Here is a 22,042-nt window from a genome sequence, read left to right on the forward strand (position 1 = left end):
CTCGCTGAGGCAAGCCAAGTCAACGGCAGCCCGGTTGCTTTCATAGCAACCTAACAGCGAAACAGCTCTTTAACAATTTGATCAGGTAATTCATGTGGGCGCTTGCTGATGTTGGTGACAAATCACCAAATATCAAGGCAAGCGACTCAAGCAATAATATTTTAAAGGATTCGTCCTTTGGGATATGTTTTGAATGAATTCGTTTGAACCTTGAGCCAAGTTTGGTTCGCTTCTGTCACTTTCGAGTGGCGGGTAAGAACCGCATAGATCTTAAACTGAAGAGTTTGATCATGGCTCAGATTGAACGCTGGCGGCAGGCCTAACACATGCAAGTCGAGCGGTAACAGATCTAGCTTGCTAGATGCTGACGAGCGGCGGACGGGTGAGTAATGCATAGGAATCTGCCCGGTAGTGGGGGATAACCTGGGGAAACCCAGGCTAATACCGCATACGTCCTACGGGAGAAAGGGGGCTCCGGCTCCCGCTATTGGATGAGCCTATGTCGGATTAGCTAGTTGGTGAGGTAATGGCTCACCAAGGCAACGATCCGTAGCTGGTCTGAGAGGATGATCAGCCACATCGGGACTGAGACACGGCCCGAACTCCTACGGGAGGCAGCAGTGGGGAATATTGGACAATGGGGGGAACCCTGATCCAGCCATGCCGCGTGTGTGAAGAAGGCCCTCGGGTTGTAAAGCACTTTCAGCGAGGAAGAACGCCTAGTGGTTAATACCCATTAGGAAAGACATCACTCGCAGAAGAAGCACCGGCTAACTCCGTGCCAGCAGCCGCGGTAATACGGAGGGTGCAAGCGTTAATCGGAATTACTGGGCGTAAAGCGCGCGTAGGTGGCTTGATAAGCCGGTTGTGAAAGCCCGGGCTCAACCTGGGAACGGCATCCGGAACTGTCAGGCTAGAGTGCAGGAGAGGAAGGTAGAATTCCCGGTGTAGCGGTGAAATGCGTAGAGATCGGGAGGAATACCAGTGGCGAAGGCGGCCTTCTGGACTGACACTGACACTGAGGTGCGAAAGCGTGGGTAGCAAACAGGATTAGATACCCTGGTAGTCCACGCCGTAAACGATGTCGACCAGCCGTTGGGTGCCTAGAGCACTTTGTGGCGAAGTTAACGCGATAAGTCGACCGCCTGGGGAGTACGGCCGCAAGGTTAAAACTCAAATGAATTGACGGGGCCCGCACAAGCGGTGGAGCATGTGGTTTAATTCGATGCAACGCGAAGAACCTTACCTACCCTTGACATCTACAGAAGCCGGAAGAGATTCTGGTGTGCCTTCGGGAACTGTAAGACAGGTGCTGCATGGCTGTCGTCAGCTCGTGTTGTGAAATGTTGGGTTAAGTCCCGTAACGAGCGCAACCCTTGTCCTTATTTGCCAGCGAGTAATGTCGGGAACTCTAAGGAGACTGCCGGTGACAAACCGGAGGAAGGTGGGGACGACGTCAAGTCATCATGGCCCTTACGGGTAGGGCTACACACGTGCTACAATGGCCGGTACAAAGGGCTGCGAGCTCGCGAGAGTCAGCGAATCCCTTAAAGCCGGTCTCAGTCCGGATCGGAGTCTGCAACTCGACTCCGTGAAGTCGGAATCGCTAGTAATCGTGAATCAGAATGTCACGGTGAATACGTTCCCGGGCCTTGTACACACCGCCCGTCACACCATGGGAGTGGACTGCACCAGAAGTGGTTAGCCTAACGCAAGAGGGCGATCACCACGGTGTGGTTCATGACTGGGGTGAAGTCGTAACAAGGTAGCCGTAGGGGAACCTGCGGCTGGATCACCTCCTTAACCGATGCGTCACAGTCGGTAAGCGTCCACAATGAATTACCTGATCAGATAGCTGTTGTATGAGCAGTGATAAGCGAATGCTTTTCTAGCTTAGAAAAAGAAAAAGGTCTTCTTTTTTTAAAGTGAAAAAACGCTTATCACTGCTTATAGCAGTCGCTCTTTAACAATGTATATCATGCTGACAAGAACACTTCGCAAGAAGTGCTTCTTAAATTGTGATACGCGTCAGCGTATCCGGCAAAATGAAACGTGATTATTGCGAACCCCAGACTCCTTCGGGTTATAGGGTCAAGCAATTAAGCGCACACGGTGGATGCCTAGGCAGTCAGAGGCGATGAAAGACGTGGTAGCCTGCGATAAGGTTCGGTGAGGTGGCAACAACCTGTGACCCGGACATTTCTGAATGGGGAAACCCACTGGCCATAAGGTCAGTATCTTACACTGAATACATAGGTGTAAGAGGCGAACCAGGGGAACTGAAACATCTAAGTACCCTGAGGAAAAGAAATCAACCGAGATTCCCCTAGTAGCGGCGAGCGAACGGGGACCAGCCCTTAAGCATGTGAATGATTAGGCGAACAGATTGGGAAGTCTGGCCGTAGCGGGTGATAGCCCCGTAGTCGAAAATCTGATCATGTGAAATCGAGTAGGTCGGGGCACGAGAAACCTTGACTGAAGACGGGGGGACCATCCTCCAAGGCTAAATACTCCTGACTGACCGATAGTGAACCAGTACCGTGAGGGAAAGGCGAAAAGAACCCCGGAGAGGGGAGTGAAATAGATCCTGAAACCGTGTGCGTACAAGCAGTAGGAGCAGACTTGTTCTGTGACTGCGTACCTTTTGTATAATGGGTCAGCGACTTATATTCAGTGGCGAGGTTAACCGTATAGGGGAGCCGTAGGGAAACCGAGTCTTAACTGGGCGACACAGTCGCTGGATATAGACCCGAAACCGAGCGATCTATCCATGAGCAGGGTGAAGGTTGAGTAACATCAACTGGAGGCCCGAACCAGGATCTGTTGAAAAAGATTTGGATGACTTGTGGATCGGAGTGAAAGGCTAATCAAGCTCGGAGATAGCTGGTTCTCCTCGAAAGCTATTTAGGTAGCGCCTCACGTATTACCGCCGGGGGTAGAGCACTGTTTCGGCTAGGGGGTCATCCCGACTTACCAACCCGAGGCAAACTCCGAATACCGGTGAGTAGAGCGTGGGAGACACACGGCGGGTGCTAACGTCCGTCGTGAAAAGGGAAACAACCCAGACCGTCAGCTAAGGTCCCGAAATCCTGGTTAAGTGGGAAACGATGTGGGAAGGCTCAGACAGCTAGGAGGTTGGCTTAGAAGCAGCCATCCTTTAAAGAAAGCGTAATAGCTCACTAGTCGAGTCGGCCTGCGCGGAAGATGTAACGGGGCTAAACCAGGTACCGAAGCTACGGGTGAGTTCATATTTCGATATGGATTCGCGGTAGAGGAGCGTCGTGTAAGCCAATGAAGGTGAATTGAGAAGTTCGCTGGAGGTATCACGAGTGCGAATGCTGACATGAGTAACGATAAAGGGAGTGAAAAACTCCCTCGCCGGAAGACCAAGGGTTTCTGTTCGACGCTAATCGGAGCAGAGTGAGTCGGCCCCTAAGGCGAGGCCGAAAGGCGTAGTCGATGGGAAACGGGTCAATATTCCCGTACCGGACATGGTTGCGATGGGGGGACGAAGAAGGCTAGGTGAGCCAGGCGTTGGTTGTCCTGGTGAAAGTGAGTAGGCTTGGATCTTAGGTAAATCCGGGATCCTTTAAGGCCGAGACACGAGATGAACTGACCACGGTCAGGAAGTCACTGATGCCACGCTTCCAGGAAAAGCCTCTAAGCTTCAGATCATGTGCGACCGTACCCCAAACCGACACAGGTGGTCAGGGTGAGAATCCCAAGGCGCTTGAGAGAACTCGGGTGAAGGAACTAGGCAAAATGGTGCCGTAACTTCGGGAGAAGGCACGCCGGCGTAGGGTGATGAGACTTGCTCTCTAAGCCCGAACCGGTCGAAGATACCAGGTGGCTGCAACTGTTTATTAAAAACACAGCACTCTGCTAACGCGCAAGCGGACGTATAGGGTGTGACGCCTGCCCGGTGCCGGAAGGTTAAATGATGGTGTTAGCCGCAAGGCGAAGCTCTTGATTGAAGCCCCGGTAAACGGCGGCCGTAACTATAACGATCCTAAGGTAGCGAAATTCCTTGTCGGGTAAGTTCCGACCTGCACGAATGGCGTAATGATGGCCACGCTGTCTCCACCCGAGACTCAGTGAAATTGAAATCGCCGTGAAGATGCGGTGTACCCGCGGCTAGACGGAAAGACCCCGTGAACCTTTACTATAGCTTCACACTGGACGCTGATGTTGCCTGTGTAGGATAGCTGGGAGGCTTTGAAACTCGGACGCCAGTTCGGGCGGAGCCAACCTTGAAATACCAGCCTGGCATCATTGGCGTTCTCACTCAGGTCCGTTATCCGGATCGAGGACAGTGTGTGGTGGGTAGTTTGACTGGGGCGGTCTCCTCCTAAAGAGTAACGGAGGAGCACGAAGGTACCCTCAGCACGGTCGGACATCGTGCATTGAGTGCAAGAGCATAAGGGTGCTTGACTGCGAGACAGACACGTCGAGCAGGTGCGAAAGCAGGTTCTAGTGATCCGGTGGTTCTGTATGGAAGGGCCATCGCTCAACGGATAAAAGGTACTCCGGGGATAACAGGCTGATACCGCCCAAGAGTTCACATCGACGGCGGTGTTTGGCACCTCGATGTCGGCTCATCACATCCTGGGGCTGAAGTCGATTCCAAGGGTATGGCTGTTCGCCATTTAAAGTGGTACGCGAGCTGGGTTTAGAACGTCGTGAGACAGTTCGGTCCCTATCTGCCGTGGGCGTTGGATGTTTGAGAAGGGCTGCTCCTAGTACGAGAGGACCGGAGTGGACGACCCTCTGGTGTTCCGGTTGTCACGCCAGTGGCATTGCCGGGTAGCTATGGTCGGACGGGATAACCGCTGAAAGCATCTAAGCGGGAAGCCCCCTTCAAGATGAGACATCCCTGAGGCCTAGAGCCTCCTGAAGGGCCCAGCGAGACCAGCTGGTTGATAGGCACGGTGTGGAAGCGCTGCAAGGCGTTGAGCTAACGTGTACTAATGGCCCGTGAGGCTTGACCCTATAACACCCAAGGGGTCTGGTCGTGATGATGACGTGAATGAATGCCGGATACGCAGCGTGTGGCCCAGGCAACAGACTGCCAGGGCGGCAGGCGATAAGACGCTCACAATTTAGTTAAAAACAGTCAGCATGATGTACATTAACAGTTACGCCTGACGACCATAGCATGCGTGAACCACCTGATCCCTTGCCGAACTCAGAAGTGAAACCGCTTAGCGCCGATGGTAGTGTGGGGTCTCCCCATGCGAGAGTAGGTCATCGTCAGGCACTTATTTAACAAGAAACCCAGCCCATCGGCTGGGTTTTTTGTTTGCGCAGAAGAAAAGCATCTCATACTAACGCGCGATTTTCTGATATTTTATGCCATATATAACAATAGCTTGTGCATTCGGCATGGTATTGTTGCCACGCAGCATCTAGTATTATGCTGCACGTACCCAGAAGTAAATTCTCAGGAGGAGAAACGGTATGACGACGCAAGTAGCCAAGAAGTTAGCAATCGCTCTATTTATGGCTTTGATGGCGGGCGGACTGATCGCTTGTGACGATCAAGGCCCTGCTGAAGAAGCGGGTGAAAACATTGATAACGCCGTAGAAGATGCCGGTGAGAGCATGGAAGAGCTCGGCGAAGATATGGAAGATGCGGCCGAGAACTAAGCCGAGTGGTTGTTTGATGAGTTAACCGAAGCAGTCGCTGAAAAGCGGCTGCTTTATTGTTTGTATCGCGTCTATTATGGTTGCCTAAATAACGATAAAAAGGCGGAGGCAACGTGCTACTACAACGCGATAAAAGTTTGCTGTTAATGGTCGATTTCCAAGCGGGGTTACTGCCTGTGATTGATGGTGGTCAAGAAGCCGTTAACGAGGCTGCTTGGCTAGGCGAAATGGCGTGCCTGCTTGAGGTGCCGGTTTGGTTAACCGAGCAGTCTCCAGAAAAACTGGGGGGATCCTCGGCGTCACTGCTCGCCTGCCTAAATGACTATCAGCTCTGGCAGAAACAGCATTTTGGGGCCATGGCGGAAACTGAATTTCGTGAAGCGCTAAACGCAACGGGTAAAACACAGATTGTACTGTGTGGAACAGAAGCGCATATCTGCGTGCTGCAAACGGGATTAGGGCTATTAGACGCAGGCTACGAGCTGTACTGGCTGAGTGACGCCTCTGCCAGCCGCCGCCCGCAAGAGGCTGCGTTTGCCCGTGAGCGCGCCTGCGCGAGCGGTGCTGTGGCGGTAACGGCGGATATGGTGGCTTATGAGTGGCTTCACCGCTGCGATACAGCGCTGTTCAAAGAGGCGCACCAACGTTTTTTAAAACCGCGCGCGTCACGCCCCGTACGTTTCTTCTAGGCCGTTCGCTTTAGCGATCGGCTTCTTTACGGGTGAAAACAAAGGTATCACCCTGGGATGCCGCTGCATCAAAACGATAGCCTGCCACATCGAACGCCTTGAGTTTATCAGGATCGTTCACCTGTTCCTGGATAAGCCAGGCGCTCATCAGTCCACGTGCTTTTTTGGCATAGAAGCTGATGATTTTAAAGGTGCCGTTTTTCTCATCTTTAAACACCGGCGTAATGATCCGGGTATTAAGCTGCTTGGTATCTACCGCTTTGAAGTACTCATTGGAGGCGAGATTAACCAACACGTTGGAGCCGCTTTCAGCAATGGCTTCATTAAGTGCAGGTGCCAGGATGGGCTTCCAATAGGCATACAGATCCTTACCCGCACTGTTAGGCAGCTTGGTACCCATCTCCAGCCGGTAGGCCTGAATTAAATCCAGGGGCCGTAGCAGGCCATATAGGCCAGAAAGTATGCGCAGATGCGACTGTGCGTAACGGTTCTCCGCTTCGCTGAAGCTTTCCGCTTGCAGGCCGCTATAAACGTCGCCCTGAAAAGCCTGTGCAGCAGGTTTGGCATTGCTCAGAGTGAAAGGAGGGCACCACTCCTCAAAACGCGCCGCATTCAGGCCCGCCAATTTATCGCTGATACCCATGAGTTCGCTGATTTGCTGCGGCGAGTAGTCACGCAAAATAGTGATAAGCGCTTGGCTGTGTTTCAGAAAGTCGGGTTGTGACACTTGCTCTGTGGTCGGTGGGGTTTCAAAGTCCAGCGTTTTGGCGGGAGAGATAACGCTCAGCATCGCATGCTCCTGGTCGTGCCCTGATAAATAAAAGCCTGATATAAGTGGGCTCAGTATACCAAGCCTCGGCAAAGGCCGAGGCTATAGCGGTGATAGCCTTATGAGAGTTGGCTGTTTTTAAGGGGTGTTTGTTTTAAGGACAGGGATTGGGCATACGGCGGTGAATATCTTCGATTGCCTCTAGCACTTCGTTGTCCAGCTTGAGGCTCTCGCTGGCAAGATTGCTTTCCAACTGCTCCATGGTGGTCGCACCAATGATATTGCTGGTCAAGAAGCTGCGTGAGTTAACAAACGCCAGCGCCATTTGTGCAGGATCCAGCTCGTGCTTTTCAGCAAGCGCAACGTAAGCCTGGGTGGCCGCTTCGGCTTCGGGCGAAGTGTAACGCTTGAAGCGCTCATACAGCGTCAAACGACCTTTAGGTGGCTGCGCGCCATTCAGGTATTTACCTGAGAGTACCCCAAACCCTAGCGGTGAATAGGCAAGTAGGCCGACATCTTCACGGTGGGCAATTTCCGCCAAGCCGACTTCAAAAGAGCGGTTAAGAAGGTTATAGGGGTTTTGAATAGACGCCACGCGCGGTAAATCCAGCTTATCGGCAAGCTGCAGTGAGCGCATCACACCCCAGGGCGTGTCATTAGAGAGCCCAATAGCACGTACTTTGCCTGCATCAACCAGCTCTTTCAGCGCATCAAGCGTCTCTTCTAGCGGCGTCGCATCTTCGTTTTCGCTATGAACGTAGCCTAGCTTGCCAAAGAAATTGGTTTGACGGTCGGGCCAGTGCAGTTGGTAAAGGTCAACGTAATCGGTATTCAATCTCTCCAGGCTTGTGTCGATGGCCTGATGAATATGCTCACGGGTTAAACGCGGCCCACCTCGTATATGGTCAAGCCCTGGGCCTGCTGCCTTGGTGGCTATGATCAGATCGTCCCTGGCGCCACGCTGCTTTAGCCAACTGCCGATATAGCGTTCAGTTAAGCCCTGGGTCTTGGCCATGGGGGGAACGGGGTACATTTCTGCGGTATCAATAAAATTGATGCCAAACGCCACGGCTCTATCAAGCTGTTCGTGGGCTTCAGCTTCGCTATTCTGCTCGCCAAACGTCATCGTGCCTAAACAGAGTCGACTTACCTCCAAGCCGGTTCTGCCAAGTGGGCGCGTTTGCATTTTTATCTCCTTACTAAGGCGGAATTGCCACAAGATAAGCCACCATTACCAGGCTGGTAAACGGCGTATGAATGGCATGTTAGCGAGGCTTATTGCAAGCAGCAAATTAATAGGGTTGAGTCGTCGCAAAGGCAGGCGTATGCTTGCCAGCCCATCGACCGGCTAAAGGCCGGTTTCTCGTGTGGTTGGTAGCTATTTTGTGACTGCTAGCCCAAGGTTCCAACAGACAGGCAGGGTGGTTTGCCATGCTGCAGGCATCAACGTTGTTTACTCGGCTAGAATTTCGCCTAGCTGAACGGCTGTTTCATAATCACTGGCTGTTGCCGCGTTCACCGCGCACCCAGCGTTTAACGATGCGCTTGTTTAAGCGCTGTGCGGAAGCGGGTCACCCTGACGCGCTCTCCGTTTACGGCCATATGCTGTTTCATCGCAGCCAGACGCCCCAGGACAAGGCGCGCGGAGCGCGGTACGTTCTGGAAGCTGCGCATGCCGGAGATGTAAAGTCACAGTACCAGGTGGCACAAATCCACGAGCACGGCTGTGCTCAGTACCCGCGCCGTGAAGATTACGCGGTGACCTGGTACGCACGCGCCGCCCAGTCTGGGCACTATCTAGCTGCGGAGCGGCTCGCTCGCGCTTATCGCCTGGGTGAATTAGGCTTGGCGGTAGATGGCGAGCGTGCGGCTTACTGGCAGCGACAGGCGGATCAGCCGACACTAAATAACGTGGCCGCTGCGTGAAGCGTTACCGCGTTCTAATTGAGTGAGGAAGGTTGTGTCCGAGACGCTACCCACAGTGCTAGATATTGAAGCGTCCGGATTTGGGCGCGGCAGCTACCCCATTGAAGTAGGCATCGCCCGTGCCGATGGAAGCTGCTGTGCTTTTCTCATTCAACCGCTGGAAGAGTGGACGCACTGGGATCCCAAGGCCGAACTGCTGCATGGTATCTCCCGTGAACGCCTTATTCAGGAGGGCTACCCGGTACGCCAGGTCGCCCACTGGCTGAACGATGAACTACGCGAGCTGGGTAAGGCGTACAGCGATAGTTGGGGGTACGACAATACCTGGCTGTCGCTGCTTTTTCATCACGCGGGCATGCTGCCGCGTTTTCGCCTTGAGGCGCTAAGGATTTTGCTTAGCGAAGAGCAGCAGGCAGTGTGGAGCGACACCAAAGAAGCGCTGATCGCCGAACAGGGGATTCACCGCCATCGGGCAGGTGAAGATGCCCGCTTACTGCAGCTGACCTATCAGCATACCCGCAAGCTCACCGAGCACCCGGGACGTTAGCCACTCTTCCCTCTCCAGTTTTATAGCTGGGCTTCCAGCACCTCGAGCAACTCATTGGGTGACGGTGCGTCGAACAGCATCTCCCGGGTGGGAGACGCCAAAAAGCCATGGCTGACCGTGCTGTCTAAAAATGTCAGCAGCGGTGAATAGAACTCGTCGATGTTCAACAACCCCATGGGTTTTTCATGCAAGCCTAGATAGCCCCACGTCCATATTTCAAACAGCTCTTCCAAGGTGCCAATCCCGCCGGGTAAGGCAATAAAAGCGTCGGCGTTGGCCGCCATAGTGGCTTTGCGTTCGTGCATATTGCGCACCCTAATCAGCTCGCTTAAGCCAAAGTGGGCCTGTTCCCGCTCCACCAGGTGGTCGGGCATGACACCAATGACTTCACCACCGGCCTCAAGTGCTGCGTTAGCCAGCTCGCCCATCAGGCCAACGCGTGCCCCACCGTAAACCAACGTGTGGCCGCGTTCAGCGAGCGTGCGTCCCAGTTGATTGGTCGCTTGGCGGAAGGCAGGGCTGTTACCTTCACGGGAGCCAAGATAAACGCAAATTCGAGCCATTCGTTTATTCCCTGTCGTTAAAAAATGAACGTGACTAAAACCGTAGTCAAAAAGAACGCGAGATTACTACGAGGCTTAGGTTAAAAGGGGCTTAGGGTAAATAGCGGTCTACCTGGTAGTGCTCATCCATCCACTGCCCAATCACATTGTCACCGCACAGGTGATGGGCGTACTGGGTATGCAGGCAGCGTATCTGGTGCCAGTTGCTAATGCCGCCAATACCGCGTTTGGTCATCACGTCGGTATAACCCAATTTAGCGACTTCTTCACGCTGAGCATCGCTCATAGCGTCCCAGCGAGCGGTCACATAGTCGCGATGGCTCTGTTGATAAGCCTCAAGAAACTCAGGTTCTTCCTGTAGGCGTTGTTCGAGCGCTTTGATAACCCCAACGGCTTCGATGCGGGAAATCTCAACTTTCAGCACGTCGGAGCAGAGCCAATACAGGGTGGGGAAGGGTTTGCCGTCGACAATCGGCGCCATACGCAGTACTAGCGGTGTACCTTCACCGTCGGTGGCGGCTACCGCTTCGATACCACGCGGTGCGCGGCCAAGCTGCTGGGCAATAATGGCGAGCTGACGTTCGTCAGGCGCTTGGTTGGTGCGTATCACCATTGGGTTGGTCTCTCACGAACGGTCGTCTTGAACAAATTTAGTCGAGCGGCCAACGGCACGGAAAAAACAGCGATTGAGCTGTTCAGGCGACGCGACATAGCACCACGTCCGCTCACAGTATTCAGCGGCTCGTGCCATTAGCACGTCATAAAGGCGATTGAAGGGGGCATCATAATCGTAGGGGTCGGCACCAAACAAGCGGATATGCGGATAGTCGGCAAAGCGCTCAATGAAGTAGCGCTCAAGGTCTGCCTCCACGGCGCGATGCTGGGCGACGTTGTCAGGGTCTATCCAGAGGTTGTAGCGGATTGCCATTATAAGGCTCCTGTTGCCCCGGCAGCGCGGGGCAGCGTCAATCAGGCGGGCTCAGGCGCGTCTTGTAAGTGCGACGTTAGCGCCTCGCGCAGGTCACCCTCAATGGGCATGGCGCACTTGGCCTGGTGGTCATACTGCACCATAACGGTATGTCCCAGGTTAGTGAGCTTGCCGTGCTGCCGCGCCTCTTGGGTCACTGTAAACGAGCTATTGCCTAACCGCGTTAAGTAAGTACGTATTTCGATATCGTGACCGTAAAACAGTTCAGCCCGGTAGTCGACTTCCATGCGCGCCATAATCAAGCGCCACTGCTTAGGGTTTAAGTCAGGGGTAAAGAGTTTGAACAAGTCATTTCGGGCAAGCTCAAACCACGCTGGCAGGCGGGTGTTGTTAATGTGCCCTAAGGCGTCGGTATCGTAAAAGGCGGGTTCAATGGTACGGGTAAACATGGCTTGTCCTTGTTATTAAAAAACAGCTATTAGTACGGTTAATCGCAACGGCAACGGTTAGGATTAACCCAAGCAAGCGCTTGGTCAAGAGGTCTTGGTCAAGCGGTGCGGCGTTGATACCACGCAGTGAGTTGCATCCACCCCAACAGCCATAGCGTGGCAGCTGCGAAGCCAGCCAATGTTCCCCATAGCAACCCCAGCGTGCTGTAAGTATAGGAGACACATAGCGTGTAACTCAGTAGCGAGCCAAGTCCCATGGGGTAGTGTTTGATGACCGTGGCCACCGGCGCTGCCCCATGGTTCAGGTGTAGGATCAGCAAAAAAGGCAGCATTGTGACGGGAAAGGCGGCCAACGTTCCCGCCCAGGCGGGCGGCAGCCAGTGGGCCAGGCTGGTAATGGTAAATATGATCACGGTGGCAAGTGCGGCGCGGGCGGCAAGCGCCGGTAACGAAAACGTTCGGCTGGCGGGTATCCTGACATCAGCAATGCTGCGAAATAAACCGCTGAACAGAGCAATGGCGCATAGCGTCACCAGCGTGCCGCTCAAACGTGTGAAGTTAAACTGAGCGAGCAGGGTGCTAACGGCGAGCCAAGCAACCAATCCGCCCGCCACGCCGCCAATGACACCTTTAACGCCCGGCTGTCGTCCTGCCATCCAATAACCGGCCCCTAGCGCCATTGTGGCCGTAAAGCCCGCCAGGGTATGCACCGCACTTTGGGTCGCAAACTGAGGGGAAATTTCCAAGCCGATAAAAAATAGCGCCAACGCCGTGCCTAATGGGTAGCCCGCCAGCAGGCCCGCCAAGCGCGGGCTAGCGCGTACGGCAATCGCGCCTAGCCCCAGCACCATGCTGATCGAGAGCCCTAATTTCGCTAGCTGCCAAGTGAGAGGGACTTCAATCATGCGGGGTTTTCCTTGCTGTTTTTGTTTGGGTATTGTCAGCGCGCGCTTTTAATTAAACCAAGCGCAGGCCTTGCTGGTCACGCCAGGCGGCTTCAAGGGCATCTTGTAGGGGCGCTTTCAAGTGCGCTGGGAGCGCCTCATGAGCCGCTTGCAGTGAATCAAACGAGCGGTTGCGCAGCCAGCAGTACGCCCAGGCGCAGGCTTCGGCGTCGCTATCGGGGGTCGGGCGAGCGGGCATTTGATTGAGCAGAAAGACCGCCGTGCGCGGCGCCCATAGCGGCATTTCACCTAGCTCATCCTGGCTCCACTGCTCCAGGGTAGCGCCGCTGGGCGTGGCGTCGGGGGTGCCTAATTTAGCTACCCGTGCTGTTTCGGCCAAAATGAGCGCTAGCTGATCCGTATTCGCTTGCCCAAGCGAGCGCCATTGCCGCAACAGCGCCGATAGCCCCGCCCGCATCTTGGTATAAAAGTCATCTTGCGGCATGCTTGGCACAACCCCTATTGAATGAGTGAGATGTTTCATGGCCTACGATTTTGCCACGCCTGTGGAGCGACGCCACCCTGAAGGTGGCTGGGCATCGCAAAAATGGCACCGCTACGGCGACGACGTACTGCCTCTTTGGGTCGCCGATATGGATTTTCGCTCCCCGCCTGCGGTGATTGATGCACTGCAGGCGCGGGTGGCCCACGGTGTATATGGCTATGGCGAAGTGCCCGCTACGTTAACAGAAACCCTGTGCCAGTGGAGCGCCCACCACTACGACTGGCCCATTCAGCCGGAGTGGCAGCAGTGGCTACCGGGCGTCGTGCCGGCTTTGCATCTGGCCGCGTTAGCGCTGACCGAACCAGGCGACGGTGTGTTGACGGTGGCGCCGATCTACCCGCCATTTTTAGAGGTTGCAAAGCGTACAGGCCGATTGCCCCAGCAGGCGATGCTGGCAGCGCCCTCAACACCCAATGAGCCTTGGCAGCTCGATATTGCCGCCTTGGAGGCCGCTATTACGCCACGTACGCGCTTGCTGCTGTGGTGTCAGCCCCACAACCCTACGGGGCGTGTGTGGCGCCATGAAGAGCTTGCAGCGCTGGCTGAGTTAGTGGAGCGCCACGACCTGTGGGTGGTCTCCGATGAGTTGCACTGCGACCTGTTATTGGACGAAGGCGCCCAGCACCGCCCGTTAGCCGCGGCATTTCCTGAATTAGCGAAGCGCACCATTACGCTATGGGCACCGTCGAAAACCTTTAACCTGGCGGGCTTAACCAGCGCCTGCGCGGTGATTCCCGATCCTGCACTGCGTGAGCGCTTTGCGGCGGCTACCAAAGGGTTACTGCCCGATGGCAACGTGCTCGGCTTGGTTGCGGCGGAAGCAGCGTATCGACACGGCGAGCCTTGGCGCCAGGAGCTGTTAAGCGTGTTACGTGAGCATCGTGAGACGCTGCAGGCGCGCGTAGCGGCTTGGCCGGGCGTGCGCTGGAGTGCGCCGGAGTCCACCTATCTAGCCTGGCTGGATATGCGCGAGGCAGGGTTAGGCGATGCGCCCTACAAGACGCTGCTGAAAGAAGCGGGAGTCGCGCTTTCGGACGGAGCGGCCTTTGGCTGCCCCGGCTTTGTACGGCTTAACTTTGGTACTACCGCTTCCCAGCTGGAAGCGGCGCTGTCTCGTATGGATTCCCTGCTGAAGCGGGATTGAAAGCCTTCAGAAGACCTTAGTACAGCATCGCAAAGAGTTTGCGGCGGTAAGCAACGGTCAGCGGGTGGTCGGCGCCCAGTGCGTCGAACACCTGCAGCAGCGTTTTACGCGCCGCGTCATCGTTATAGGCGCGATCCTGCTTCATCAGCGCCAGCAGCGCTTCCAGCCCTTCATCGTAATGACCGTCGGCCACTTGGCGCAGGGCGCGCTGATACTGCGCTTCGCTATCGGTACGATCGCCCAGGGCCGCAATCTCCTCGGCTGAGAGTGCCTGCTCGCTAAACTCAATGCTGGCGCGTACGCCACGAGCGGGAGCCGCATCGCGCTCTTCCGGGGGCAGATTGTCGAGTACTTCACGGGCTTCGCTGCCGCGCCCTTCGGCCACCAATACCCGAGCGAAGGCTATCTGGTAAGCGTAGTGTTCGGGGTACTGGCCCATCAGGGTTTGATAAATCTCACGGGCAGCGGCGGTGTCTCCTGCTTTAAGTGCTTCTTCCGCCTGCTCTTCAGGAGTGGGCGGCGCTTCGCCGGGGGCTGGGAAGTAGCGATTGAGCCACTCGCGCACCTCTTTTTCCGGCAGCGCACCCTGGAATCCATCCACCAAACCACCCTGGCTAATCAGCTTCACATCGGGCACCGAACGCACGCCCAATTGGCCGCCGATTTCAGGGTTCGCTTCGATATCGAGCTTGCCGAGCAGGAAAGCGCCCGCGTACTCAACCACCAGTTTATCCAGCACTGAGAGGAGAGTGCTGCTGCCTGCGTTGGAAGGCGAGTAGCAGCCCAATAGCACCGGCACCTGCATGGACGCTTCCAGCACCTGCTGAATATTGCCAGCATTGAGCTCGATAATGACATCTTCAGGGCGCACCGCCGCCTGTTCAGCGTTAGGCGCGGTAGCGTCAGCACTTCCGGTATCCGCGGTAAGCGGCTTACCTGAGCGGGGATCAATAATCTGCATGGGTAGACTCGGCATCAAAAAATGAACAATATTTCCCCATGATATGCAGGCATATGCCGGTAGATTCAAGGAAAAGGAGGGAAATAAAACTCACTGCTAGTGGGTTTCAAGCGGCGTGAACCTGATAAAACAGAAACAGGGCGCGGTTAGGCGCCCTGGTGGAGCTACTGGCACTGCTTCTGAGATTGTTTCTGAAATCGTTTCTGAAATTGTTTAAGGAATGATGCGCTCCGCGCGTAGGCGGGCGAACAGGTCGAAAAACGCTGCGCGTGTTTCGCGGAAGTGGTCAAAGCCGAAGTCACGGGACTTGGTGACATCGTTGACGCACTCAAGCTCGCGCCCCAGGTCGGCATCGGTGTGCCACCAGGAAGCCAGTTGGGTGACATCGGCTTCAACGAGCTCGTTTTGTTTGGCAATCTCGGCCCAGGTAGGCGCAATATCGGCCATTTGCTTCTCTAGCGGCTGCGGTGTTTCCGGGCAGTCAGCGACTTCGAGCTCGAAGAACTCGCCAATCTCATGCCACAGTCGACGCCAGCGGAACACATCGCCATTGACTGTGTTAAAGGCTTCATTGTGGGTACCGGGCGTGGTCGCCGCCCACTCCATCTGCCGCGCCAACACCAGCGAATCGGTTAGATCGGTCAAGGCGTTCCACTGCATCTGCGAGCCAGGGAAGGTGAACGGTTGACCCGTTGCCTTGCAGATAGAGGCGTAAACCGCCAGCGTCACGCCCATGTTCATCGCGTTCCCGCGGGCATAGCCGATCACCGTGTGCGGGCGGTGCACGTTCCAGCTAAAGTCGTCCCGCTCCGCCGTCGCGAACATGATGTCTTCGAGGGTGTAGTAAAAGTTCTCGCCAGGTACGCGGGGCGCTGATTCACGAAAGGGCGTCTCGGTCTTGCCGCTACCGTAGTTCTCAAAGGCACCCAGGTACTGCTTGGTGCCGGTCACCAACGAGACGTGCGCCAAGTTTGCGCCCTGCAGAGCGTCGAGCAGGTTATGCATCATCGCGCCGTTGGCCTCGACGTTGGCTTTTTCATTTTCGCGCCGCACCCAAGTGCAATAAAACACGTGGGTGATGGGTAGCCCCGCCAGTGCTTCAGCGGTGGCCTCGCGATCTAGCAGATCGGCAGCGACGGGAATGACCCCTGCTTGTTCAGAAGGGCGACGAGATAATCCATAGACACTCCACCCGCTAGCGGTGAGGTAGCTGGCTAAGTTGCCGCCGGTAATACCGGTAGCGCCGACGACTAATGCGGTGCCTTTGCGCATGATTAACTCCTTTTGCAGACAAGATTTTCGGAACGGGCAGTGGAAATGTGCTTTGTGCTCGATGAAAAGCAGTCTGATCGCCAAGTATCATTGCTACAATTGGAAAAATCGCAAATCTTTATTGCGCTAGGAGCAACTTGATGGATCTCAATGCGCTACGCATCTTTGAACGCGTCGCCGCGACAGGAAGTTTTACCGCCACCGCACGTCACTTTCATCGGGCTGTGTCCTCTGTCTCGCGTCAGATTGCCTCTTTAGAGGAGGCGCTTGGCCAGCAGCTGTTCTATCGCCACACACGCGCCGTAACGCTGACCGAGGCGGGCTGGCGCTACTATCAGGAAGTTCGCGAGATACTTGAACGGCTCGACCTGGCGACTGAAGCACTAACGGCTCCTAATGCAGCGCCTAGCGGCGTGCTGCGCCTCAATGCTCCCGTGGCTTTCGGCCAGCGCCAAATCGTGCCGATTCTGCATCACTTCCAGCGCCGCTACCCGGCAATCAAAGCCGAACTGATGCTGACCGATCAACTGACCGACCCGGTGCGCGAGGGCATCGACATCACCTTTCGTGTCGGAGAATTGGCCGACTCCACGCTGGTCGCACGCCGCCTAGCGTCGATGAACTACGTGGTAGCCGCTGCCCCCGCCTATATACAGCGCTGCGGTAGGCCCAACAGCCCAGATGACCTTCAACACCACGACTGCCTGCTCTACCAGGGTGAAATGGGCCGCCAGCGCTGGTACTTCCATCATGCCGATCAGCCGCAAGCCTTCGCTTACAATGTCGACGGCAGCCTGTATAGCAACGATGCAGAGAGTCTGGTGAGAGCAGCGCTAATGGGGCAGGGGCTGGTGATGTTCCCTACCTGGCTGATCGCTGATGAGCTAGCCTCGGGCAAATTGCTGCCCCTGCTCGAAGCGTGGCGTTGTGAAGTCGTGCCAGGCAGGCGCGATATCCACGTGCTCTACGCCCAGCGTCGGCTGCACACTCGCAAGGTAAGCGCTTTTCTGGATCATCTGTTTGAGATGGTGGGGCCTATGCCGAGATGGGATCGCTGGCGTGAGCAGCAGACGGTGTAAGTGTTCAGGCACGAAAAAAGCCGCTACCTTTCGATAACGGCTTTCCCAATGTTGGGTGGTGAGGGTCGCTGATTTTAAAATAAGAGAGAACCTATCTATGGCCTTCTGGGGTGATAAGGCGTTGAACCCAACAGCTCTACTGAGCGCAACCGTCAAACTTCAGGCAATAAAAAAAGGCAGATCAGTAAGTAACTGATCTGCCTTTCAAAATATTGGTAGCGGGGACCGGATTTGAACCGATGACCTTCGGGTTATGAGCCGGATTGATTTGATTTTCTTAGCATTGCTTTATTTGTTGTTATTTGTTCAAAGTAGCTGCTATATAAGAGTTTTCGTCGGTTTTTGAAATGCTATTTAGGTAATTTAAGGTCAATTTCGCACGCTAAAGAGTGTCACAAAATAAAAAGTAAAATTTACAGCATAAATGACCGTTAGGCTGCTTCTGAGGTCGGCAGCGGGTTAGCCGGACTCTGAAACCGGCGAGACTGGCATCATAAGTTTTGTCAGAAGGATTGTTTGGTATGCCAGTTCCCGTGAGATGGCGCTGGGCGGATGTTCCAATTGTCGGGCGATGGTTCGGATTTAGTAGTGAACCCGCATCTGCATGATGGCGGCTCGGGCTTCAGTAGAGAGGTCGCAATAGCAGTGAGTCGTGGCAAAACCATACCGGAGGTTCAGATATTGTATTTGGTCATTGAGACCGCCAACCCAGGTGCGAATAGTCAACGGCCTCTTATTGGTGATACGGCTACAGTGGAAGCAGCTTGAAGCATTCGATTGATGAGTTTATTATATCTGAACTGATATAAGTTTATGGCAGTCAAGGAGCCAGCGTGGCGCGCAAGAAACCTGTTGCATTCGTTGGAGACTCGAAGGATCGGCTGCGCGATTTCTCTCTGGACGCCAAGCGATAAGCGGGGTTTCAGATAGACAAAATTCAGGCTGGAGGCCAGCCGGACGATTTCCGCCCAATGCCAAGCGTTGGCCCTGGTGTCATGGAAATCCGCATTCGGGAACACAACGGCGCCTTTCGGGTCTTCTACGTGGCCAACCGGGGCGACGCGGTATTTGTGCTCCACTGCTTCCAGAAGAAAACCCAGCAGACCGCCAAAAAAGACATCGACTTGGGCAAGCAGCGATACAAGGAGCTGCCCTGAGCCCAACCACCAAGCGAGGTTAGAAAATGACCATCGAGTATTACGACAGTGTGTGGGACGCCATCGAGGACACTCCTGAAGAGGCGCTGAACATGCGGCTGCGCTCCGAACTCATGGCGAGGATTGCTGGCCGTGTAAGGGAGTGGGATATTACTCAGAAAGAGGCTGCACATCGTCTGGGAATCACCCAACCCCGCCTCAACGACTTGCTGAACGGCCAGATTAATAAGTTCAGTCTCGATGCTTTGGTCAACCTGACGGGGCCAGCTAACTTCCATCTCGAACTGGAGATTGAAGACGAGAAGGAAGTAGCCGCCTGAGAGTGACCAGATAAACTGGGTTCAGCTAGACAAGTGAAGAAATCCTTGGCCTCAGTTCACTTGATGAGCTTTTAACGACTGACTGCCTCTCAAAGGCTAAAGCAATCTGGTTTGCCCGGAAGCGATAAATTTATACCCCATAGCCTTATAGCCTTTCTCACGCTTTCGGAACATTCGCTCAAGCATAGGCAGGCCAGTATCCAAGTAATCATAGACAGTTACTTCTAGTTTGCCTTCGGTATCTCGATGGAGTCTGCCTGCATACTGTGACAGCGTTCCTTTCCATGCGATGGGCAGAGCTAAAAACAGGGTGTCCAGTCGAGGCAAGTCAAAGCCTTCTCCAATGTATTTCCCGGTTGCAACGATGACTTGAACCCTATGCAACTCTTTTTCTGCCGACTGGCGCTCTTTGACGCGTATCCCACCACGTAAGATAACTGACGATATGGATTCAGCATCCAACAGTGTCGCCAAGGACTCGGCATGTTCTCGTCGTTACGTCAGCACAAGGCAATTTGCTTGGTTGTGCGCACAGCTTGCAACATCCTGAACAATGGCCTCATTTCGGGCGCTGCTCTGGGCAAGCCAAAGGTAAACCGATGCGATATGGGGCCGCTCACTAGGCTGGCAGATGTGGGTGGGTGGCGTTTCGTGATGCTCTCGAACAATGACGCGTTGGATAAATCGGTTACTATGTTGCGCCTGGGCTTTGTGACGAATGGGCCCTGCAACCATCAACATGATTTTTTGGTGGCCATCCTGACGATCAGGCGTTGCTGTCAAACCAATGACGTATCGAGCGCTGACCTCATTAAGCAACATCTCGTAACGTGGCGCTGAGATATGATGGCATTCATCGATGATGACTTGCCCGTACTCCTTAACCAGCTTCGAGACCGTATTGTCTTTCTTATTGATCAAGCTTTGGTAAGTGGCAACGTCGACCTGCCCAGTAGGTTTCTTTTTACCGCCGCCAATTACACCGATGGGCGCCCCCTCAAGGAAGGTGTCGAGTCGCTCCTTCCATTGATCAAGTAGCTGACGACTGTGCGTGAGGATCAGTGTGTTGACTTGCCGCCTGGTTATCACGCCAATAGCCGTTACGGTTTTACCGAAAGCGGTCGGCGCATGAAGTATTCCGGTATCGTGTTGGACAAGTGCCTGCACCGCCTTGTCCTGGTCGCCACGCAGCGTTGCTTTTAGGCTGACTTCAGGTAAAAACTGGCCTGATACTCTAAGGTCATCAATGTCCACCGTGATTCCCTGTTCCAGCAGCAGATCTTGAAGCTCATCCAAGCAGCCTCTGGGAATAGAAAGATAACCTTGCTCAATATGTGCGCATAATATGTAGCGAGGGATGCCATGCGTCGAGAAACGAAGCGACTGTGTTTTGAAAAATACAGGATTAGCAAAGCTGGCCATTCGCTTTATTCGTGCCGCCAATGTTCCTGGAATGCCTGATAACTTTATATAAATGTGACTGGTCAGGATGAGCATGATGCTTTCAGGACATCCAGAAAGCTTCCCTGTATCAACCGGTAACGTTGACTCCCACGGCAACACAGTATCTGCAGTCACACCGGAATTAGCCTCCTTGCCGATCAGCTCTTCAAGCTGAGCTGATGAAAGTGTCTGTTGCTGACTGAGCAGTGCCCATTGATCCGGGTATGGCGTAAAGTTGTCGTCGACGAAGAAGGTGCATCCGCGACTTCGCGCCTCGTGTTGAAGCGGCAGGGCAATCAGATTGCCAAACCCACCATCAGGCATGGTGTCTTGGTTAGGAAATAGCCGGTCATAAGAGTCGAAGGATAAGCCTGGATGAAGCTCCATGGCCTTATCCAGCAATTTGAATCCCAACCTCCTCGCTGACGAAGCTTGAACAGCTTCTGAAAAGAAAACCCATAGATGGGCACCCGCACCGGACCGAGAAACCTCCACAAGATAGGGTACGCTTTCACCACGACAAACCTGGGCTAGTGCACGAACATCCGCTTTCCAGTCCCCCTTATCAAAATCCGCCGCCAGCAAGTAACAAGAGCTATCCGGCAGTAAAGGGTAAAGGCCGGTCACATGTTTGCCAGACAGGTGGTCATAAACTGCATCAAAATAGAGGGGCTTGAAATTTTTGTGTCGACATTCTTCGCACTTGATCCGTGGTTTCTGACAGATGCCCGGCATCCACTCATTCGCACAGGCGACAGCATAGCCGGAACGGCCGCCAGAACTCTGCCAGCGATTTGCATAGACATCTTGTCTGCCACGAAAGAGCTTACGGAATACGTCGACTTTCTGGCCGGGAGTTACTGGAGGTATAGCGCATCGGTGTGCAGAGCTATACAGCTCTTCCTTCCGAGAAAGGAGGTCAGCCTTTTCCTTCTCAAGCACTGATAGTCTCAGCTCAATAGCAGCGAGCTCTTGATCTACTCGGATACCTACTTCGCGCTTCATGAAGCCGTTCGGATCCCATGAATTAACGGGTTTGAAAAACTCACTCATATTCTAGCTTATTGCTAGCACTCGCATTGAAAGCCTCCCTCGTGGCCCTTAAAACCTTACGGGTGCACATTTTGATAAAATGATGGTTCATCAACAATCATAACCATTGAGGCATGCTGTGACGAAGTTAGTAATCTCTAAGATCAAATCTCCTTCCGGTGCGCTTGGTGAGATCGAACGTGGCAACCTTGCCGTCACTAATCAGATGCCTTTATCGTCATGGCTCGATGCTGAATTGGTCGATTCTTTGCTAGCCTACCATCCTGTTTCGGTTCGAAAAGTGTCCAGACACTATGAAGTGGTCAGTGGATTTCGAGCGTTTCATGCTGCCAATGCCCTGCTGGAAAGCGAAGAAGTTATTCCAGTGCGGGTCACGAACGATGATGAAATTCATTTGGTGAAAGGCGCACTCTTCGAACTCATTACCCACAGCTTGATGCACTGTCCAGATGCCATTGAGGCGAGAGAGCATGTTTATCGTCAACTAAATAAACTCTCCACCACTCTGCGTAAAACCTATGGCATCGAAATGCCGAACAAACTTTCTCGACGTAAACTCAAGACCTTGCTGGGTCTCAAAGGGCGGCGTATTACCGTTTCAAGACAGCGGAAGTCTGAGCTGCAACGAATCATGGAATCTCGGTGAT

21 protein-coding genes and 3 rRNA genes are annotated in these 22,042 nt (G+C 54.2%); 12 read left to right on the forward strand and 12 right to left on the reverse strand.

Going from position 1 to position 22,042, the window contains the following annotated elements; all coding sequences use genetic code 11:
- The first annotated feature begins 272 nt into the window (after window positions 1-272).
- The 5 genes from KF947_RS13500 (at window position 273) to KF947_RS13520 (ending at window position 6,335) form a co-directional block, all read left to right on the forward strand.
- Window positions 273-1,803, forward strand: a 16S ribosomal RNA gene (locus tag KF947_RS13500).
- A gap of 286 nt (window positions 1,804-2,089) precedes the next feature.
- A 23S ribosomal RNA gene (locus tag KF947_RS13505) occupies window positions 2,090-4,989 on the forward strand.
- A 151-nt stretch (window positions 4,990-5,140) separates the two neighbouring features.
- Window positions 5,141-5,256, forward strand: a 5S ribosomal RNA gene (rrf, locus tag KF947_RS13510).
- The 16S, 23S and 5S rRNA genes sit together here, the layout of an rRNA operon.
- Before the next feature lie 201 nt (window positions 5,257-5,457).
- Window positions 5,458-5,646 (forward strand): hypothetical protein, encoded by a 189-nt coding sequence (locus tag KF947_RS13515; RefSeq protein ID WP_133731085.1) that lies wholly within the window; start codon window positions 5,458-5,460, stop codon window positions 5,644-5,646.
- A 113-nt stretch (window positions 5,647-5,759) separates the two neighbouring features.
- Window positions 5,760-6,335 carry an isochorismatase family protein gene (locus KF947_RS13520; protein ID WP_133731084.1) on the forward strand — a complete coding sequence of 192 codons (576 nt, stop codon included), beginning with the start codon at window positions 5,760-5,762 and terminating at the stop codon, window positions 6,333-6,335.
- A gap of 10 nt (window positions 6,336-6,345) precedes the next feature.
- Here the strand turns inward: KF947_RS13520 and yaaA are convergent, their stop codons facing one another.
- Window positions 6,346-7,125, reverse strand: coding sequence for a peroxide stress protein YaaA (gene yaaA, locus KF947_RS13525; RefSeq protein WP_133731083.1), 780 nt, complete (start codon window positions 7,123-7,125; stop codon window positions 6,346-6,348).
- A 133-nt stretch (window positions 7,126-7,258) separates the two neighbouring features.
- Window positions 7,259-8,290, reverse strand: a complete 1,032-nt coding sequence (locus KF947_RS13530) for an NADP(H)-dependent aldo-keto reductase (protein ID WP_133731082.1) — start codon at window positions 8,288-8,290, stop codon at window positions 7,259-7,261.
- Window positions 8,291-8,535: 245 nt separating this feature from the next.
- On the opposite strand from KF947_RS13530, the gene KF947_RS13535 reads away from it, so the two are divergent.
- A complete protein-coding gene (locus KF947_RS13535) occupies window positions 8,536-9,030 on the forward strand; it encodes a tetratricopeptide repeat protein (RefSeq protein WP_071695160.1) in 495 nt (164 codons plus the stop codon).
- Between the two features lie 34 nt (window positions 9,031-9,064).
- Window positions 9,065-9,577: a hypothetical protein gene (locus tag KF947_RS13540; RefSeq protein WP_227404187.1), complete on the forward strand. Its 513-nt coding sequence runs from the start codon at window positions 9,065-9,067 to the stop codon at window positions 9,575-9,577.
- Between the two features lie 20 nt (window positions 9,578-9,597).
- On the opposite strand, the gene KF947_RS13545 is transcribed toward KF947_RS13540, so the two are convergent.
- From KF947_RS13545 to KF947_RS13570, 6 genes are all read right to left on the reverse strand, one after another.
- Window positions 9,598-10,140: a TIGR00730 family Rossman fold protein gene (locus KF947_RS13545; protein WP_088698781.1), complete on the reverse strand. Its 543-nt coding sequence runs from the start codon at window positions 10,138-10,140 to the stop codon at window positions 9,598-9,600.
- 91 nt (window positions 10,141-10,231) lie between these two features.
- Window positions 10,232-10,753 (reverse strand): DUF501 domain-containing protein, encoded by a 522-nt coding sequence (locus KF947_RS13550; RefSeq protein ID WP_133731081.1) that lies wholly within the window; start codon window positions 10,751-10,753, stop codon window positions 10,232-10,234.
- A 12-nt stretch (window positions 10,754-10,765) separates the two neighbouring features.
- Window positions 10,766-11,068 (reverse strand): hypothetical protein, encoded by a 303-nt coding sequence (locus tag KF947_RS13555; RefSeq protein ID WP_007111787.1) that lies wholly within the window; start codon window positions 11,066-11,068, stop codon window positions 10,766-10,768.
- Between the two features lie 41 nt (window positions 11,069-11,109).
- The gene (locus tag KF947_RS13560; protein WP_035576454.1) at window positions 11,110-11,517 is read right to left on the reverse strand and encodes an acyl-CoA thioesterase; all 408 of its coding nucleotides are present in this window, start codon (window positions 11,515-11,517) and stop codon (window positions 11,110-11,112) included.
- Between the two features lie 98 nt (window positions 11,518-11,615).
- Window positions 11,616-12,422: a hypothetical protein gene (locus KF947_RS13565; protein WP_227404188.1), complete on the reverse strand. Its 807-nt coding sequence runs from the start codon at window positions 12,420-12,422 to the stop codon at window positions 11,616-11,618.
- Between the two features lie 52 nt (window positions 12,423-12,474).
- Window positions 12,475-12,906, reverse strand: a complete 432-nt coding sequence (locus KF947_RS13570; protein WP_133731079.1) for a hypothetical protein — start codon at window positions 12,904-12,906, stop codon at window positions 12,475-12,477.
- A gap of 37 nt (window positions 12,907-12,943) precedes the next feature.
- Here KF947_RS13570 and KF947_RS13575 point away from each other — a divergent pair, with 37 nt between their 5' ends.
- Window positions 12,944-14,110 (forward strand): MalY/PatB family protein, encoded by a 1,167-nt coding sequence (locus KF947_RS13575; RefSeq protein ID WP_133731078.1) that lies wholly within the window; start codon window positions 12,944-12,946, stop codon window positions 14,108-14,110.
- Window positions 14,111-14,126: 16 nt separating this feature from the next.
- On the opposite strand, the gene KF947_RS13580 is transcribed toward KF947_RS13575, so the two are convergent.
- Both KF947_RS13580 and KF947_RS13585 read right to left on the reverse strand, forming a co-directional pair.
- On the reverse strand, window positions 14,127-15,071 hold the full coding sequence (locus KF947_RS13580) for a co-chaperone YbbN (RefSeq protein WP_133731077.1): 945 nt from the start codon (window positions 15,069-15,071) through the stop codon (window positions 14,127-14,129).
- 213 nt (window positions 15,072-15,284) lie between these two features.
- The gene (locus KF947_RS13585; protein WP_227404189.1) at window positions 15,285-16,343 is read right to left on the reverse strand and encodes an SDR family oxidoreductase; all 1,059 of its coding nucleotides are present in this window, start codon (window positions 16,341-16,343) and stop codon (window positions 15,285-15,287) included.
- A gap of 140 nt (window positions 16,344-16,483) precedes the next feature.
- Here KF947_RS13585 and KF947_RS13590 point away from each other — a divergent pair, with 140 nt between their 5' ends.
- The 3 genes from KF947_RS13590 (at window position 16,484) to KF947_RS13600 (ending at window position 18,899) form a co-directional block, all read left to right on the forward strand.
- Complete coding sequence (locus tag KF947_RS13590; protein WP_227404190.1) at window positions 16,484-17,422, forward strand: LysR family transcriptional regulator; 939 nt, start codon at window positions 16,484-16,486, stop codon at window positions 17,420-17,422.
- Window positions 17,423-18,348: 926 nt separating this feature from the next.
- Complete coding sequence (locus tag KF947_RS13595; RefSeq protein ID WP_264478772.1) at window positions 18,349-18,579, forward strand: type II toxin-antitoxin system RelE/ParE family toxin; 231 nt, start codon at window positions 18,349-18,351, stop codon at window positions 18,577-18,579.
- Between the two features lie 26 nt (window positions 18,580-18,605).
- Window positions 18,606-18,899, forward strand: coding sequence for a helix-turn-helix domain-containing protein (locus KF947_RS13600; protein ID WP_159340838.1), 294 nt, complete (start codon window positions 18,606-18,608; stop codon window positions 18,897-18,899).
- Window positions 18,900-18,995: 96 nt separating this feature from the next.
- On the opposite strand, the gene KF947_RS13605 is transcribed toward KF947_RS13600, so the two are convergent.
- Window positions 18,996-19,373, reverse strand: coding sequence for a DEAD/DEAH box helicase (locus KF947_RS13605; protein ID WP_413614105.1), 378 nt, complete (start codon window positions 19,371-19,373; stop codon window positions 18,996-18,998).
- Window positions 19,374-19,394: 21 nt separating this feature from the next.
- Entirely contained in the window at window positions 19,395-21,395 is a 2,001-nt protein-coding gene (locus tag KF947_RS13610; protein WP_227404192.1) for a TOTE conflict system archaeo-eukaryotic primase domain-containing protein, read from the reverse strand.
- A 118-nt stretch (window positions 21,396-21,513) separates the two neighbouring features.
- Here KF947_RS13610 and KF947_RS13615 point away from each other — a divergent pair, with 118 nt between their 5' ends.
- Window positions 21,514-22,041, forward strand: a complete 528-nt coding sequence (locus KF947_RS13615; protein ID WP_227404193.1) for a hypothetical protein — start codon at window positions 21,514-21,516, stop codon at window positions 22,039-22,041.
- Window position 22,042: the final 1 nt, after the last annotated feature.

The organism is Halomonas sp. FeN2 (genome assembly GCF_020595105.1).
GTDB lineage: Bacteria > Pseudomonadota > Gammaproteobacteria > Pseudomonadales > Halomonadaceae > Vreelandella > Vreelandella neptunia.

What these genes read in the sequence shown, in the direction of transcription:
- KF947_RS13515 (WP_133731085.1), top strand. Translation starts at nt 5,458, where the DNA reads ATGACGACGCAAGTAGCCAAGAAGTTAGCAATCGCTCTATTTATGGCT.
- yaaA (WP_133731083.1), bottom strand. Translation starts at nt 7,125, where the DNA reads ATGCTGAGCGTTATCTCTCCCGCCAAAACGCTGGACTTTGAAACCCCA.
- KF947_RS13530 (WP_133731082.1), bottom strand. Translation starts at nt 8,290, where the DNA reads ATGCAAACGCGCCCACTTGGCAGAACCGGCTTGGAGGTAAGTCGACTC.
- KF947_RS13535 (WP_071695160.1), top strand. Translation starts at nt 8,536, where the DNA reads ATGCTGCAGGCATCAACGTTGTTTACTCGGCTAGAATTTCGCCTAGCT.
- KF947_RS13545 (WP_088698781.1), bottom strand. Translation starts at nt 10,140, where the DNA reads ATGGCTCGAATTTGCGTTTATCTTGGCTCCCGTGAAGGTAACAGCCCT.
- KF947_RS13550 (WP_133731081.1), bottom strand. Translation starts at nt 10,753, where the DNA reads ATGGTGATACGCACCAACCAAGCGCCTGACGAACGTCAGCTCGCCATT.
- KF947_RS13555 (WP_007111787.1), bottom strand. Translation starts at nt 11,068, where the DNA reads ATGGCAATCCGCTACAACCTCTGGATAGACCCTGACAACGTCGCCCAG.
- KF947_RS13560 (WP_035576454.1), bottom strand. Translation starts at nt 11,517, where the DNA reads ATGTTTACCCGTACCATTGAACCCGCCTTTTACGATACCGACGCCTTA.
- KF947_RS13565 (WP_227404188.1), bottom strand. Translation starts at nt 12,422, where the DNA reads ATGATTGAAGTCCCTCTCACTTGGCAGCTAGCGAAATTAGGGCTCTCG.
- KF947_RS13570 (WP_133731079.1), bottom strand. Translation starts at nt 12,906, where the DNA reads ATGCCGCAAGATGACTTTTATACCAAGATGCGGGCGGGGCTATCGGCG.
- KF947_RS13575 (WP_133731078.1), top strand. Translation starts at nt 12,944, where the DNA reads ATGGCCTACGATTTTGCCACGCCTGTGGAGCGACGCCACCCTGAAGGT.
- KF947_RS13580 (WP_133731077.1), bottom strand. Translation starts at nt 15,071, where the DNA reads ATGCAGATTATTGATCCCCGCTCAGGTAAGCCGCTTACCGCGGATACC.
- KF947_RS13585 (WP_227404189.1), bottom strand. Translation starts at nt 16,343, where the DNA reads ATGCGCAAAGGCACCGCATTAGTCGTCGGCGCTACCGGTATTACCGGC.
- KF947_RS13590 (WP_227404190.1), top strand. Translation starts at nt 16,484, where the DNA reads ATGGATCTCAATGCGCTACGCATCTTTGAACGCGTCGCCGCGACAGGA.
- KF947_RS13600 (WP_159340838.1), top strand. Translation starts at nt 18,606, where the DNA reads ATGACCATCGAGTATTACGACAGTGTGTGGGACGCCATCGAGGACACT.
- KF947_RS13610 (WP_227404192.1), bottom strand. Translation starts at nt 21,395, where the DNA reads ATGAGTGAGTTTTTCAAACCCGTTAATTCATGGGATCCGAACGGCTTC.